This is a genomic window from Anaerococcus rubeinfantis (assembly GCF_001487145.1).
Taxonomy (GTDB): domain Bacteria; phylum Bacillota; class Clostridia; order Tissierellales; family Peptoniphilaceae; genus Anaerococcus; species Anaerococcus rubeinfantis.
On the sequence record NZ_LN913016.1, the window covers coordinates 1,417,867 to 1,435,175 of the forward strand.

3 protein-coding genes and 1 tRNA gene are annotated in these 17,309 nt (G+C 32.1%); all 4 read right to left on the reverse strand.

Annotated features, from left to right (window positions below):
- Positions 1–116 precede the first annotated feature (116 nt).
- The 4 genes from BN3265_RS07800 to BN3265_RS07815 all read right to left on the reverse strand — a co-directional run bounded on the left by BN3265_RS07800 (position 117) and on the right by BN3265_RS07815 (position 17,259).
- Positions 117–13,427 carry a SpaA isopeptide-forming pilin-related protein gene (locus BN3265_RS07800; protein ID WP_058991015.1) on the reverse strand — a complete coding sequence of 4,437 codons (13,311 nt, stop codon included), beginning with the start codon at positions 13,425–13,427 and terminating at the stop codon, positions 117–119.
- Positions 13,428–13,739: 312 nt separating this feature from the next.
- Positions 13,740–14,699 carry an alpha/beta hydrolase gene (locus BN3265_RS07805; RefSeq protein WP_058991016.1) on the reverse strand — a complete coding sequence of 320 codons (960 nt, stop codon included), beginning with the start codon at positions 14,697–14,699 and terminating at the stop codon, positions 13,740–13,742.
- A gap of 758 nt (positions 14,700–15,457) precedes the next feature.
- A tRNA-Ala gene (locus BN3265_RS07810) sits at positions 15,458–15,533 on the reverse strand.
- Positions 15,534–15,816: 283 nt separating this feature from the next.
- Positions 15,817–17,259: an ATP-binding protein gene (locus tag BN3265_RS07815; protein WP_058991017.1), complete on the reverse strand. Its 1,443-nt coding sequence runs from the start codon at positions 17,257–17,259 to the stop codon at positions 15,817–15,819.
- Between the last annotated feature and the right edge of the window lie 50 nt (positions 17,260–17,309).

The window sequence follows — 17,309 nt, forward strand, 5'->3', positions numbered from 1 at the left end:
TAGTAATTACTTACCCAAAATTTTCAAATAAAAATAAATTTTCACAAAAAAACTGACCCCAAATTTGAAATAAATCAAATTAAGAGTCAGTCAAAATTTAAGATAAATTTTAAAGATTAACTATTTTTTTCAAGATCCAATCCCTTGTTCTTTTTCTTATTGTAATAATAAGCTGCAAGAAGCATTAGGATAAGTCCAATAATAGTAAATCCAATCCAAGCCCTCAAACCACTTGTCATTGGTAGGCTTAGTTTTTTGTTTTCTATTTGGATAGGAGTATAAGCATTGGTTCCTTTATCTTTAGAAATTTCTTCCGATGTTGTGAACTTATAAGAGTGGTCAACATAATCATCACCCTTAGTTCCAATGTGGAATGTTCTGTCTTCATTTATCTTATCACCTATAACTATATTAGATTTGATATCTAATTCAGATGTCAGGTAAAGAGATGTGCTCATTTTTAATACTATAGTCTTGTTAGATTTAATATCTCCATCAGTAGTTTGTTTTTCTAACTCTTTTACTAAGGAGTAAAGATTAATAGTCTTTGAAGCTTTAGTGCCAGAATTATAGTCTTTTGTTAAATCTAAATTATAAGTCTTTGTAGTAGTTTCTTTATTATCACCATCTACTAGATAAGCTGTTATGCTAATAGGTTGCTTACGGTTATAGCTATTATCCCAAATTTCAGACTTAAGTGGTAGATCTGACAATTTTATTGTAGATTTATCTTTCACATAAGTTATTTCCTCATGATTTGGATTAAATCTCAAAGTCATGTTAGTCGTGTATGATTTTTTGAATACATCATTAGCCATGCTAAAGTCAGTAGTCTTTTTAACATCCATTTCTGTCTTGTATTGTTCAGTTTGAACCTTGCCATCTAATAGAGCAAATTCTTTTACAATACCTCTTGGTTTAATATATCCTGCTGGTGCCTTAACTTCTTTAAGTGCGTAGTATCCTGGTTCTTTGAACTTGAATTTAATTTTTCCATCTTCTCCAGTTACAAATTTAGTAACTTCAGTAAATCCTTCAGGTGGAGTTTCCTCGGCTTTTAGAACAAGTCTTTCGGTAGTTTTATCTGAATTAGTCTTCTCATAAAGTTTTAAAATATCCTTAGAGTATTTTTCATCTTTAGCTTTCTTAAACCAGACTTCGAATTCTGCTCCAGCTAGAACTTTTGAATTATCTTCTCCGTCGACTTTCTTAAATTCAATTTCCTTTGTAATAGTATTTACAATGTCAATTGGGATAATACCTGGCTCTTCAACTTCTGTTGTAATGGCCTTGCCATTTTCATCTTTTTTGATCTTACCATTTTCATCTCTTATTGGTATTAGTCTGTAGATTACTCCTTTGTCATCTACCTTAAATTCTACTAAAGCTTCTGTAGGTTTTTCATAACCTTCTGGTGCTTCTGTTTCTAATAGTCTATATTCACCTTTTGGAAGTTTAGTAAATTCAAAGAGTCCATCCTCATCTGATATTGCTGGTTGACCATAATTGTTCCATTCTCCTTCACTATCTTTACTTTGAATTATAAACTCTGCATTTTCTAGTGCTTCATTTCTATCATTTATCTTCTTGAACTTAATCTTATTAGCAGGGTTTACAGCTTGGATTTCTAGGTCTGCTTTTGCATCAGCTTCATTTGCAAAGAAGTATTGTTTATCCCATCTTGTTACATAACGTCCAGGATAATCTATCATTTGAAGCTTTCCATTGGCAACATAGGACGATTTATCTTCTCCCATTACCCTTCCTGTAACTTTGAAGATATATGATGAATTTGAATTTAAACCATTGGTAAAGCTAATGCTTTCTTTTTCACCAGCACCGAGATATGATCTAGATCTTATTTGTACAGGTGCAGGAAGTCTAGGGTCATTTTCGTTTACACCAAATGATAACGGCATCAGCTCATCAAGGTTTGCACTACCATCAAGTTTGTAGTATTCGATATTCATGTTTTCAATATTTTTGTCAGATGAGTAATAGAATGTTGATCTTGGAGTATAGCTTCTATCCCTATTTACATAGTAGTAATGAACAAACTCACCTGTATCAGGATTATATTTAATAATCTTTGATCCAAGATTTAGGTGATTTTGGGTCATTTCATACATATTCCCGTCAGTAGCTTGATATTTTTCTCTTGCAGTCATTGAATCATATACGACATTTATATTATCAGTCTTCATTTCATGTCCAACAACTCCACGTTCAATGCTTTGTAATCCTTCTTTTGGGACTTTGTTTAAGTTGATATAGGCTTTTAGCTTATTAGAAAATTCTACTAGGTTATAAGTTTCAGCAAACCTTGTGAAAGTATAAGTTATTGTACCTTTTTCTCTATTATAATCTGCCTTAGCAATTGTACCTACTCCATCTGCAATTATATCAAGGTTAGAAATATCTGTTTCCATTATTCCGTGGAGGTCGATGTTTTCACTTAATTTTAGTACAAAATAATCTCCAGGATTAATTTTTAGGTTAGAATCAATAGTATACTTATTGTCAAATTCAAATACCTCTCCAAGGTGAGGGTGCATTTCTTTTTGAGTATCAGATAGTAAACCATCATTTTTACTATCTGGATTTAACACACTTAGTTTAGATTCAGATAATTTTATGCTACTTGATACATCTCTTGTTTTTTCTGGTGCATCCCCTGAATATGGGTCAAGTCCCTCTCCACCTACTGTGAAGTTCCAAACTTGCTTGTTGTTGATATATCCATCAGGCGATTTTACTTCTTCAAGCCTGTATTGACCAATTTTTAAGCCTGTAAATTTAATAGTACCATCTTCGCCAACTGTTTTTTCTTCTGTTTTTCCAGTTGATTTGTTAGTTAACAAGAATTTTGCACCTGCTAATTGACCTGTAGCTTTTATTTCATTACCATTTTGGTCAATTTTCCTAACTGTGATTTCACCTTCGCCTGGTTTTTCGTTTACGATTTTACCCATGTTCTTGGCAGTAGCGCTTGTTACATAGTCTACCAACAATCCATCTTTTTCAGTAGATGATTTTTCTGGAATATATTGGTATACACCATTTGCCTTATCGTATTCTAGGGAAATATAGCCGTTAGAAGTTGGTGTGATTTGGATTTCACTTATTTTATAAGTATCCTTTATAACTTCTCCATCTTTATCTTTTATTTCTCCAGGGAACTTGATGCTCAATTCTCTTAAGGAAACTTCTGTTTTCTTTGTAGAATCTGTAGGATCTATTATCTTAGTTGTTTCCAAATCAGCATTCTTAGCATCTTTAAATTTAATAATCTTAGTATTATCTGTCGGATCGCGCATTTCTAAGTCTTCAAACTTGTAAGCTTTATCATTTCCTGGGAAATAGAAGCTAACTTGTTTAACATTAATGTTTTCACCAGTTCTTGGGTCAGTTATCCTTTGTGAAACTATACTTACTGTTTCAACTGAGAAATGTAGAAGTGGTCCATCAATTGGCTTGTATCCCTTTGGAGCTTGGACTTCTATTAGCCTATAACGACCTGGTTCAAGTCCTCTGAAACCAAAGTAACCGTTAAAGGCTGATGATACGTAAGATCCTTCTACTTCTTCATAGATTCCTTCTCTTACTCTCTTTTCAAGTTTAAATACCGCACCTTCAAGTCTTCTCTTAGTGATTTCTTCTACACTATCTTTGTCAGTATCCTTACCGTGTTTAGAGAATGTGATGTTGTATCTTTCTGCATCATTTTCAATACTTAATCCTTCTTGAGGAACTGTATTTGTTGCATTTGAAGAGTATAAAGAGCTGATGTCCATGCTAGTACTTATTTTACTAAATGGTGCTTTGTAACCTTGTTGTCCTGGTGTAACAGGTGGTATTATTCTACCTGATTGATAAACGTCTTTTTTTCCAATCTTAACTATTTTACTTAGTTGATTTACATATTTTTGACCAGGTAGCTTAGTTTTAAACCAATTGTCAGCATAATTTTTACCATAATTATCTTCTAACCATTGTCTTAATGTAACTACACCATCTTGGTAAGATGCTTCATCTTTACCATTTTCATCTTTGACAACACCGTAAACTATTTTTCCATTTGAATTTTTTAATTGTTGGAATTCTCTTGCACCATCAAAGAATTGTATGTCAATATCAATTTTACCTAAATCTTCATCTGGCATTTGTTCTGCTGTTAGTTTGTAAGAATCTTTTAGTACTGGTTCATCACTTGGAGTAACTCCATCTTTTTGAGTAAAGTTGTAGTTTTTATCTATAGCTACTTCATTAGTAACATTTCTATCAATAATAGAAGTATCATAGAAGCCTTCAATATCGATATAGTAAACTCCAGGTTCAAGATTTAGTTGGTCTTCGTCAAAGCCCCAGTCAAATGGTCTCCATCTTGCTGTGTTAACAACTGTTACATCTGGGTTAGAAATGTCATAATCATTTAAGATTTTGATCATTTGAGCTTCGTTCGGATCTCCGTCTAATCCAGTTATCTTATAAGTTGACCTGTAAGCTGTCTTTACACCCTCTGTAATAGTTACTGGAGGAAGTCCTGCTCTGTCGATTTCTTCTCTCTTATGTTTTGGTTTAATTTGAACATTGACAGTTCCTTGTTTTCCTCTTGTATCAATATATACTCTTTGGATAAATGTTCTTGACTCTGTATCAATATGAGTGATTTTTGTTGAGTATTTTACACCATTTGCTTCTTTTATGCCAAGATTTTCATTTTTTTCAATAAAGCTTTGTGGTGTTTCTTTTGGTCCTTTGTATTTTGCAACTAGTTGTCCATTTTCTTCTACAACTTTTACTTTCCAAGGAGCATTTGCTTTTCTATAGCCTAATGGGGCTGCTGTTTCTTCAATTACATAATATCCCTTTGGTAGTTTAATAATGTTTTCTTTGTCATCTTTGAATTCTACAAGACCTTCTGCATTTGATGTTCCTGTTTTTACTCCAAAGTCTTTGTCTATATTTTCATAATTTTCATCAGTTTTTCTGATAGTAAATATAGCACCCTCAAGCTTCCTGTCGTATCTGTCTTTCTTGTAAATCTTAAGATCAAGACCAGTTTGCTTGTTGGTAATTTGAGCAAATTCGCCAGGTTTTATTTCAACTTCACCTTGTCCTGGTTGGTCTGGCGTTTCTGTTTTCTTAAATGTTGCAGATACAGTCACGTTACTTGCTGGCATTGTGAATTTATACTGTCCATTAGCATCAGCTGTAATTGGACTTCCATCCTTTGTTACACTTTCGATTTCATAACCTTCACTTGGTGTAACAGTCAAGTTGATTTGTGTACCAACTGTTGCTGAATTAACACTTGGACTTATTGCACCGTTTTGTATATTTTCATCAACATTAATATTATAAGTTGAAGCTTGTGGTTTTTCATAACTTACATTGATTCCAACATCAGATGCTGGCATTTTAAATGTGTAAGTTGTGTCATTTACTTTTGTAGTTGCAACAGGTCCTGCCCCGCTATTAACCTCTAATGACTTTAAAATATATCCATCAATTGGATTTAGTGTAAGAGTTACAGTATCTCCAGCTTTTATATTATCTTTAGGATTTGCTGTAACTGTTCCATTATTTTGAACATTGTAAGTTACACTATAAGTTTTTCCTTTAAAACTTGCTTGAACATCCACATCGTGGTTTGGCATTTCGAAAGTGTATTGATTATTGTTTACATCTTTAGTGACATCTTTTCTATCAACTTTTAATTGTTCTAGTTCATATCCATCAATTGGTTTTACTTCTAGTGTAATACTTTCCTTTTCTTCAATATCACTTGTTTTTTCTGATTTTACCGAACCATTTTGCGAAGGAAGGATATTCAAATTATAATTTTTTATTAGTTGTGTGTAATTAATATCTCCTGCACCGTTATACTTTTCAGCAGCCCATTGTTTTGGTGCGCCGTTATAAGCATAGTAATCCATACCTACACCTATAGGGCCTGATTTTGGATAAGTGTATTCTACTTCAACTGCCAAAGTTTTTTTAGTATATCCAGTATCTAGCTTAACACTAAATCTTTTATATGAATCAGACTTGGTATTTTTAGCTTCTTTGAAGCCAAAGCGTTCACCATCATATTTAATATTATCAATTGTAGAGTCCTCAGTTACTGACTTTATACTTACAATCCTGAAGTTATATGACTCGTTAGGAGCTTTCGTTGCACCCACACCAATGATACTACTTTGTGGAGGTTGTGCGTGGAAGTCAAATTTAGAATAAGTCATATCCCTATTATCTAAATTAACAAGGAATATTTGTCTATACTTTCCATCTACCTTGTTTATTTGAGTGATTTTTGTCTTAACATTAGAAGAATCACTTCTATTATCAGGCTGATTTGACCTAGCTGGATCTACAACTTCCCAATCACTTTCAGCCCTTAATGGATTTAGTACATCTACTAGATTTCCACTGATTTCAAGCTCTGTATTCGCTCCTGCCATTTTTAATCTTCTCATTAGATTATTTGTGGCTGATTTTTCTGTTGTGGAGACTTCAAAACTTGCATTGTTTGCATTAGCAGTTTTGCTATTGTCTTTTATATATACTTTTCCATCTTGTGCAACTCTTATTGTCCAAGTAGTGGTTTTCTTTTCATAACCTGGGGCTGGTTTTTCTTCTACTAGGGTGTAGGTGCCTGGTTTTAGATCGTTGAAAGAAATCATTCCGTCTTTGTCGGTTGTCATAAATCTTTCGTCTGGACTTTCACCTGGGCCTTTTAACTTGAAGACTGCTCCTGGAATTGGTGTAGTTTTATCTTCCTTAACTTTTTTAATCTTAAAGCCATAAGTTTTTAGATTATTTGTTACATCGAGTGAGCCTTCTGCTACATATGAACCAACTATAGTTCCGCCTGTACTACTTACAAGGCCTGCGGTTTTGATGTCGGATACTCTTTCGTAGTAGTCGGACTTCCAGTAGGTTGTGTTACCTTCTCTCCAGTCCATACCAGTACCAACTCCACCGTTTTCGTCTTTGTAAGGTACTTTGACGTCAACTACTATTGGCTTATTTGTAGCTGGTAGGTCTAGTTTTAGTCTAGTTTCTCCATGATGAGAATTGTCGGTAGTTTTCTTTACTGTATCAGTAATTTCAGTTACTTCATAAGCTGCAAGTCTTAAGTCAGATATTAGACCAGTAACCTTGCCATCAGTATTGCCACCTTCTTTGGCTTCTAGGGTGAATATTTTTATATCTTCATCACCCTTGTACCAATCCATATTTGGATATTCTGGTTTTTCTCTGTGGATTGTGGCTGCTGTTATACCATCTACTCCTACAGTCTGTTTTGCTTCTGGGTTTATTATATATCTTTGAACTACATATTTTTCTTTCTTATTTATAGCAATAATCCTAGTACCCAAGTGTTTGGCATCTTTGCTATTAGCTGCCCAACCAGTCCATCTATTGTCATAGTCTGACCAGCCTGATGTGTTTCTATTTTTAACATCAACCCATTCTGTACCTTCTTCTCCAATAAGTGACTTTTCTACTTCTCCGATTTCTGTGTTTTCTGAATAATTGTAGACTTTTGTCTTGCCATCTTCTACTCTTAGAACCCATTTTTTATTAAGTGGATTGTATCCAGTTGGTGGGGTAACTTCTTGAAGTATATAATTCTTGCCTTCTACTAGAGTAGCATCGAATTCAACAATACCATCTGGTCTTGATGTTGCTTCAGCTGAGAAAGTTGAATCATCTGGATCTGTAATTTTGAATTTCGCTCCAGGAAGTGGTTGGCCTTTTCCGTCTTTCTTGTAAACCCTGAACTTTTGTCCAACTGGTTTATTGGCAACTGGAATCTTAATTTCATTTCCAGTGTACAACTTACTTTCGCCTGTTATAGATGTTTCTCTTATCCTAACGCTACCATCACTTAAGACTGTAACTTGCCATTTTTTGTTAGTAAGCCTATAACCATCCGGCGCTTTAGTTTCTTCTAATGAGTATCTACCTGGGGCGATATTAGTAAAATCAACTTCACCTTTAGAATTAGATGTTCTGTAGATTACTTTTCCATTTTCATCTGTCAATGCAAAAGTTGCATTAGGAAGTTTCTTTTCTTGATTTGTTTCATCATATTTTGTAAGTTTGAAGCTTCCTGGAGTGTATTTATTGTTTATTAAACCAATTATTTCCTTGTAATATTTTGGAATTTCTCCGCCAGCTTGATCACCTATGGCCGTGTTGACATTCGCTTTAGATGCAAAGGCAGATTCGAGATTACCATCAGTCATATGGAATGCTCTCCATTTTTTGTTAAACTGATCTATATCAGTAATCTTATAGGTTTGTTCTATTATATAACCACCTTTATCTCTTGGAGATGGTGTCGTTATCTTTAAAGGATGATTTAAATCAATTCTTCCACTTGTTTTAATTTCTTTAGGATCATAATTTATTGTTACATCATTTTCTCTTATATATAGTTTTTGAGTTGGATTTATTCTTTGGTGTGCCAGCAAGTGATAAATATTAGGGTCTTGTTCTGGTCTTACACCAAAGGATGGTGGCATATAAGGGTTTTTCCAAACTTCATTTTCTCTATATGCTGCAAAATCAGTTCCATATACCTTTACATCTTGCAAAGTATAGAGAGGATCATAACCCTTACCAGACCATCTAGCAATTTGTTGATCGCTTTGGAAGTCAGTTGTTATCCAGTTAAAGCTTGATGTCTTAGAACCATAATTAAATCCCATAGGATTTAGATAAGCCATGACTGTTACATACCATTCTCCATCTTCTTTTTGGTATACATCTCTAAAGTAGTAGAATTGGTTAGAGTTCCTTGTTCCTGAGTCGTATGGTCCATAATCCGCATTTATCTTTTCAGTTAATACAGGATTTCCACCAACTCCATCTACTCCAGGTGCTACTTTTATAGTAAATGGATATGTCTTTGATTCTGTAGCATAATACTTATCTGGAATTATACCTCTAAGGTTTATTGATGCTGTAGCAGGTCCTCCTTTTGATTTATCATTAAATACGTAGGTCAATAGGTTGGTGTCATAATCGAAATATGGATCTGCAACTTCTACTCCATCTATAACAATTTTAGGAAAATCAGAAAAGTATTGGGTAAAGTCAAGGTTTCTATCGAATTGAATTTCAAATCTTGTACCTGGAGCTGAATCTGACAAAGTAATGTCAGCGTGGTATTTTAAAGATTCAAATTTGTAGGCTTCCCATACTCCTGTTTTTACACCAATATCTCCTGGTTCGTTTTCTAGGTATTCAAGTCTTTGGTTAACATTTGTTACTTTTGCCTTCTTTGAAGTATCTGTCTCTTCACCTTTTTCTATATAGTAATCATGACCTACTTCTGGTGTACCAATCCCATCTTCAAATCTTGCGGTATAAGTTACTTGACCTTGGTCATCAACTACAACTTCAAAGTATACACCATTTTTTTGGTAGCCATCTGGAGCTTGAGCTTCTTCTAGTCTATATGTTCCTGGTGGATACTTACCAAAGTCTGCTGTACCATTTTTGTCAGTAAATTTATTGGCAATTACATTTCCTTTGCTATCTTTTAGAACAAATTCTGCTCCTTTAAGTTTGTTTCTATTTCCGTCATTATCAAATTCGTCTCCAAATTTTGTAATAGAAATTGGACTTTTTGTGAATTCTTCGTTTGTTACTAAAATTTGATTTTCTCCAGCTTCTCCACTTGCTTTGTTAATAATAACATTTTGAGTAAGTTTTGTTTGTCCAGCTGTATCTTTATCTGTCAACCAATCATAGTCTAAGCTTACAGATTGTTTATCTCCAATATTAGCTTTTACTTTTACTAAGAATCCCCAATCATTTTCAAATCTTTTTTGTGGGAAGTAGATTTGGTAACCAGTTTTTCCTGTGTATGGATCAGTTTTATTAGAAGTTCCTGTAATTTTGTTATTATTTGCAGCATCTATTACATTATCTCCAAGTAAAGGAATGTATCCATCGATATTTTGTTGTTCCATGCTGTATTTAACGGTATTTCTATAGCCTGGAGATACATCATATGCTGTTACATCCGTAATGTCTACACCTGGAATAGAAATGTTAAGTCTTGTATCCCTATTTGTACCATCTCCCCCATTATTGCTTTCTGGTTTTAGGTATAGGTAGAACTCAACTTCGCCATTATCATTAATCTTGCCATAATGCATAGCATTCATATAGTCTGGCCAGTTAGGTGCACTGTCGTGTTGGACAAGTTTTGTCACATTCTTGCCACCTGATAGCTGGATATTGCCACCATCTACACTGATTGTTCCATCTTCTGCTACGGTGATTGTCTTTTGTGATTGGTCAAGCTTATATCCGTCTGGAGCTTTTTCTTCTATAAGAGTGTAAGTTCTAGGAAGTACATTATTAAATGTTGCCTTACCTTGGTCATCAGTAACTATAGATAGTTGATTATCACCTAGTAATTTAAATCTTGCTCCAGCAAGCTTTTTACTTGGGTCTTTACTATCAACTTTTACTACTGTAAATGTAACAGGTTTTGGTTTTGTTGTATCGATAGCAGAGTTGTGAATATATTGTCTCTTTGTATCGATTTGATAGTAGTTGGCATTTTCGTTGTACTTATATGTTTTACCACCTTGTGTTACTGGTGGACTATCAAATTTTTGACTTATTTTATGACCAACTTTATTGGCTGTTCCATCATCTGCGATATTCCAATATCTAGCGTTAGGCACTACAACAAGTCTTTGGTTTTCTCCCTCTGCACCTGCATCTACGTGTTTCTCAGCTATTTGCTTTCCAGCGTCATCTTTTGCGATAAATGTTTGAGCTGGCATTGTCATGCCTTCTACTGGCAAGTTCCATTCTTGGTCTATATATAGGTCTTGGAATTTTGATATTTTAACTCCTGCCATAGTATAAGAATTTGGAGTTGTTGATTCATCTACGTCGTGTGTAAATTGATATACGCCAATGTTACCTACAGCTTGGGAAGTATCAGGATCAGTTTCCTTATCTGGAATAGAAGTTAAGCCTTTTTCTTGTTCTTTTACTACCATCATACCAGTAGCTGTATCTACACCATAAACTACTCTCTTACCGGAGTTTATATTTGCTCCTTTAAGAGTTCTAGTTTCTAAAGGTAGGCCATTATTTTTATCTAATGTACACACTCCATCTGTTATAGTCCATTGAGCCTTTGTGTTTGATAAAAATTTACCTTCTATAGTAGTACGATTGTTTATACCTACTCTTGTAGGTGTGTCTTGTTCTACTTTGTCCTTTGGATATCCCTTATCCATTACACTTCTAACTGCGCCGACATATGGCTGACCATTAGTCAAATCTTTAGTAAGAATAGTAGAAATATCTAACACATAGTCAGCTTGTCTATTGCTTATAGGTGTATAGATAGTATACATATAGGATTTTGTTGATTGATTTATTGTAGAGTGTTTTGAATCAACTATTCCTGTTTTGCCTTTTATGGCATCATTATTTTGGATATCTTCAGTAGCATCACTGGAAGTAATGCTTTCGATTTCCTTAAGTCCTGAACCTTCTACTAGAGTGAAGTTCATCTTCATACCTAGGTCATTTTTCAAATCTTTGTCAGATTCAATTTTTACTACCCAGTTTATTCCAACCATTTCCCCGTTTTCTATGACTGGATTACCCACTGAGTCAATATCCAATCTATAGTTTTTACTTGAGTCAACTATTTGGGTTATATCTTTCCTTCCTGGTTCTATGATTGATCCTGCTGGATTACCATTTTTATCGATTTTTTGTGGAACTAAATCTTTTGGTGCTTTTACTCCAAGTCCTGATACTTTGTTAGTTACTGTGAACGTTCCGTCCTTATCAAGCTTTATTTTTTCTGTATTATAGTCTACTGGAATACTTAATGGGACGTTAATATTTTCGTTAATATCTTCTTTTATAGTATAGGTAATTGTATTGTCATTATTGTATTTTGGTGTAGCTATAATTTTTCCATTATATTTGATAGGTTCAAGTGAATTTTCATCATTTACTGTAAGTTTTTCATCTAAATGAATTATAAAGTATTGACCAGCTTTTATTGGTCCAACTGCAGTTGATGTATCAAAACGAGTATTTATTGTAAATTTCTTTCCATCAAGATTAAGTGTGCTATTTGTTGGAGCTGATTTTAAAGCTTTTGCTGGTTCTGGTTGACCCAAAAATAGCATTCTTAATTTTGGCATCAAGCCTTGTTTTTCTTCTTTTTTCTCTTCTGACTTTTCTTGTGTTTTAGCTTGAGAATTTTCTTTTGTTTTATTTGTTTGTGTTTCAGTTTCTTTTTTGTTTTCTTGTTTATTTGTATCTTCTTTTTTCTCTTGTGTTTTTGTTTCTTCTTTTGTAGAATCTTTTTCTTCTTTGTTTGAGTCCGTTTTTTCTTCTTTTTCTTTATTTGAAGTTTCATTTGAAGTTTCGTTTGATTCTACTTTTATTTCTGTTTTGCTTTCTTTTTCTTTATTTGATTCTTCTTTGGAGTTTTCTGATTGTTCTTCTTTGTTTGATGAAGATTTTTCTGCTTTGGCTTTTTCTTCTTGGGCTTTTTTCGCCTCTTCTTCTTTTTGTTTTTCTTCCGTCTCTTTTTTATCCTTTTCTTCTGCCTCTTTTTGTGCCTTTTGGTCAGCTTCTTTTTGTAATTTTTCTTCCTTATATAATTTTAAATTGTTATAATCTTCTTCTAGTTTTTTTGTATCATACAAAGATTTTTTATCATCAACTATTAGGGCAAAGATATCCCCTTGGTTTTTGATTTTCAAATTTCCTTCTTGGTCTTTTTCATAAAGATTGTATTCTGGATCTAGTGATTCGTATTGAAGGAATTCTAGGTTAAATATTAGCTTATCTTCGTCTAATAATTTTTGATTTCCTTTTTCGTTGAAATCAAAATCATCCATTATTTTAAAGTCTATGTATGAATAGTTTTCTCCATAAGGATTTTCTGTTTGATTTTCTGTATCTTTTTCTAATTCTTCTTTTGTTATTAATTTAAAGCCGTTTTCATCTTCAATTATTTCTAAATCAAGGTCAAGTCCTTGGTCATTTAGCATATCTTTAACACGCCAATATTCCTTGCTTGCCTTTTCATTTGTTTCAAAATAATTATCATCAAATAATTTTAGGTCATTTCTTTTTACAAGCCTAAATTTGGAGTTTGTATCTGGAATACTTACGGCTATGGTGAATTTGTCTTGGTCTTTTTCGACTTTCTTTTTGTCGTAAATTTCCTGTGATTTTTTGATTGATAGGTCTAAGTCGGGATCATCTTCGAGCTTGTCGACCGATTTTATGGAATTTGGATTTTCATCTTCTGCCTTCGAGCTTGTCGCAAAGGCTGGCAAGATTACTTGTAATACCATAAAAACTGCCATCAATAGTGACATCATTTTTCTTGCTAATTTTTTCATAATAACTCCTTTATTTAATATTGATAAATTTCTAATTTTTATTTTCTTTTTTATTAAATATTTGAAAATATTTAATTTATTTTTCTAGTGTATTTTATTAAAGCATTCGCTTATAAATTTTCTTTTTTTGTCTTAAATTATTAGAAATTCAGACACTTTCACTTATAACAATTATAGCTCTTTACAAATTTTTAGTCAACGGATTTTAGTTATATTATTAAAATAAATTATAAATATAAATATTTTTCTAAAAAAATTTTTAACAAAAAAATCCCCTTAATTTTTTTCAAAATTAAAGGGAAATTTATAGGTTTATTTTTCAAATTCATCTAGAACCCACAAATATGATTCTTCTGTTATTTTATTCCAGTAATCATAATCGTGATCAAATTCTTTGCCGTCTTTTTTAAATTCTGTGTTTACCTCGGCTTCTTCTAATTTTTTGTTGAATTTTTCTATATCGTCAATTTTTATTTTTGTATCGCCTTCTGCTGATCTTATATAGAAATTTATATCTTTTGACTGGGCGTTTATAAAGTTTGTAGGGAATTTTTCCTTATAAACTTCGTCTGACCAATTTTGTATTCCGTCTGAAAATGCCAGATAATTTCTTCTAATGAGGCTATCTTCATCAAGTTTGTCCCAAAGAGTTGGAGAAATCAAAAGTACTTTTGTAAATAGGTCAGGATTTCTTAGAGAAAGGCCTGCTGCCCCATATCCTCCTACAGAAATTCCACCGATTGCTCTGGAATTTTTGTTTGCATCCGTCTTATAATTTTCATCAATTTCTTTGATTAACTCATCTTTTATTGCACTTTCCATATTTTTGTCGTAATCGCTATCTATAAAAAATGAAGTAAATCCATCAACAAAAACCACAATCATCTTCTTTTCTTTATCTTTCATGATTTTATCTAGGACATCTTTTGTATTGGATTTTTCAAGAATTGATGATGAATTTTCTCCAAATCCGTGGAGCATATATAAAACCGGATATTTTTCATCGCTTTTTTCATCATAGCCATTTGGAAGATATACCTTGTACTTCCAATTTTGTTTTAAAATTTCTGAATTTATTGAATCTTCAACAACTTTTCCTTGGTCTTTTTTAGAAATTTCTGATTTTTCATTTGATTTATTTGAAGCCTTATTGGAATATGGGATTGTTGGATCTGATGAAGAATTATTTTCATCATTTTTATTGCTACATCCAGCAAAAACAAGTCCCAAGCTAAGGACTCCTATCATTAATTTCATTTTATTTTTTATCATATAGTCACCTCAATTTAATATTGTTTCTATTATACAATAGGGGCAAAAAATCTTCAATCCAGAAATTTTTTCACAAAAAAATCCCAGACTTTTACAGCTGGGATTAAATTTAAATAAAAATTTAACTTTTGAATTGAAATTAAAATATTTTTCTGTGATATAATAATTTTGCCTATTACTTAATAGGTGAAAGGTGGTGAGAAGTTTGTTCACCATAATATTGGAAAATTTTATTTTTCCCTTGTTGGTTGGAGTCATACTATTTTTTATAAAAAAGTATTATTCCGAAAACAAGTAAAGAAAAAGACAGTAGTTCGCACCTACTGTCTTTTTTTGGCGGTTGCCATGTTTGTTCACCATAATACCTTGAATTAATCAAGGATTATAAGAGTATTTCTCTTACTTAAATTATATCACAAAAGCCTATTTTTTCAAGATTTGACTTTTTTATATTCTTTATAATAATGGTATAATAATTTTGCCTATTACTTAATAGGTGAAAAGAGGTGAATGCATTGATCACATCCATATTGGAAAATTTTATTTTTCCCTTGTTGGTTGGACTTATACTATTTTTTATAAAAAAGTATTATTCCGAAAACAAGTAAATGAAAAGACAGTAGTTCGCCCTACTGTCTTTTTTTGTGGTGATACCACATTTTTCACATCCATATTCCCTGAATAAATCAAGGATTATAAGAGAATTCCTCTTACTTAAAGTATATCACAAAATCCTATTTTTTCAAGTTTTTAAAAATTGGTGGAGAATAGGGGACTTGAACCCCTGGCCTCTTGACTGCCAGTCAAGCGCTCTCCCAACTGAGCTAATTCCCCAAGTGACTTTTTCTTAAGAGGAAAGAAAAAGTCTAATATTTATTTAATTATACCATATTAAATTTAATAAGGTTTATATATAAGGTAGGAAATATCAAATTCAAATTTTCTTACCGTTTCTTACCGTTTCTTACCGTTTCTTACCGTTTCTTGCTAAGTCTTATAATTTCAATGTTTTATAAGACAAAGAATCTAATAATTTTAGTATTCTAAGCTTTTTCTTACCGTTTCTTATCATATAATTAAATTTGATATTTATTCTTATGCATAATTTTATTTAAAATTAAAAATTTAGTGTGTAATATTGAGTTTTATCTCTAGTTGATGTTCCATGCCATGTTAGGATTCCTTTAGATTCAAGTTCTTTTAACATATTTATACAGAAAGTTCTTCCTTTGCCAGTCACTTTTGTAGCTTGTTTTGTATTCATTACTTCACCACTATTATACATATAGTGAAGAATTATTTTTTCCTCATCTTTTAAATCTTTAAATTTCTCTTCTGATATTGATTTTTTAATATTTTCTGATACTCTAACACTTCTGTTAAGAACATTATTTTCAAGCACTAATAAAACATTGTTATTCGGCTCCATATATGTTGGAGCTTTTAAGAAAAATTTTTCCATTTCTGAATAAATTCTTTTTACACCTTCATTCATTTCTTTAACCCATCCAAATTCACATAAAATCCTTGCAATTCTTGGATTTCTAGAATATCTTTGATTTAGAATATTTTCTATTGTAACAATATTAGGTAAAAGGCCTGGACTTAATATCTCCATTCTATCATCAAATAATAGAACTTTAATATGTTCTCCTCTTATAGAATAATTTCTATGTGTTAAAGCATTAACTATTCCTTCAAACCAAGCAAATTCAGGATATTCAGACATTATTTTGAACTTTCCATCCTCATCTAAATATTGAAAATCACGTAATTGAGTATTTATAAATCCTCTCGATTTTTTTATTATATCCGGAATCGATCCTTCAAAAGTTTTCTCTTTTATTATATTGATTTCAGTGCCGACATTCTGGTACATCCCATCATATCTTATTACCCTAAGTCTAGCTTGCGGTAAAAATTTGCTGGGATTTATACCAAAAAGTAATATCCCTGCATTTGTGAGTTTTCCATTAATTAAAAAATTTCTAGCTGATAATACTTCTTTATCGGATAGATTAGTTATGTTCATTATTTTTTTATATTCATTTAGTAAATCACAATCAATATCTTTAATACTAGAGAATTCTACAACTTCATCTTCAAAAAATCTTTGACCTCTATCATATTGAAGTTGCAATACTTGTTCGAAATTTAATTCCTTAGATTTATCATTTTGTCTTAAATAAACTTTTCCATCATGTGATTTAATTACTCTTTGAGTAGATACATCTACAGAAATAATTAGAACAACATAATCTTCACCATTAAAATTAGTAGTCTCTTTAACTTCAAATTTGACATTAATTGGTGTTTCTCTTAATTCTGTGATACATATATTTCTAAATTCATCAACTAAATGGGCTCCTCCAGTCTTAAATCCTGTAATCTTCCCATCATCCTCTATGCCTATAACTAATTTTCCACCTTCAGAATTAGCAAATGCCACCAAGTGTCTCAAAATATCTATAGGTTTAATTCTTGCACTTTTCCTATCAAAAAATTGATTTTCTTTTTGTAAGCAATAATATTCAACTGTATCAATATTTTTTGTTTCCATATTTACCACCTATAAATAATATAAAAATTCTTAAATTTTCATGCCTTTAT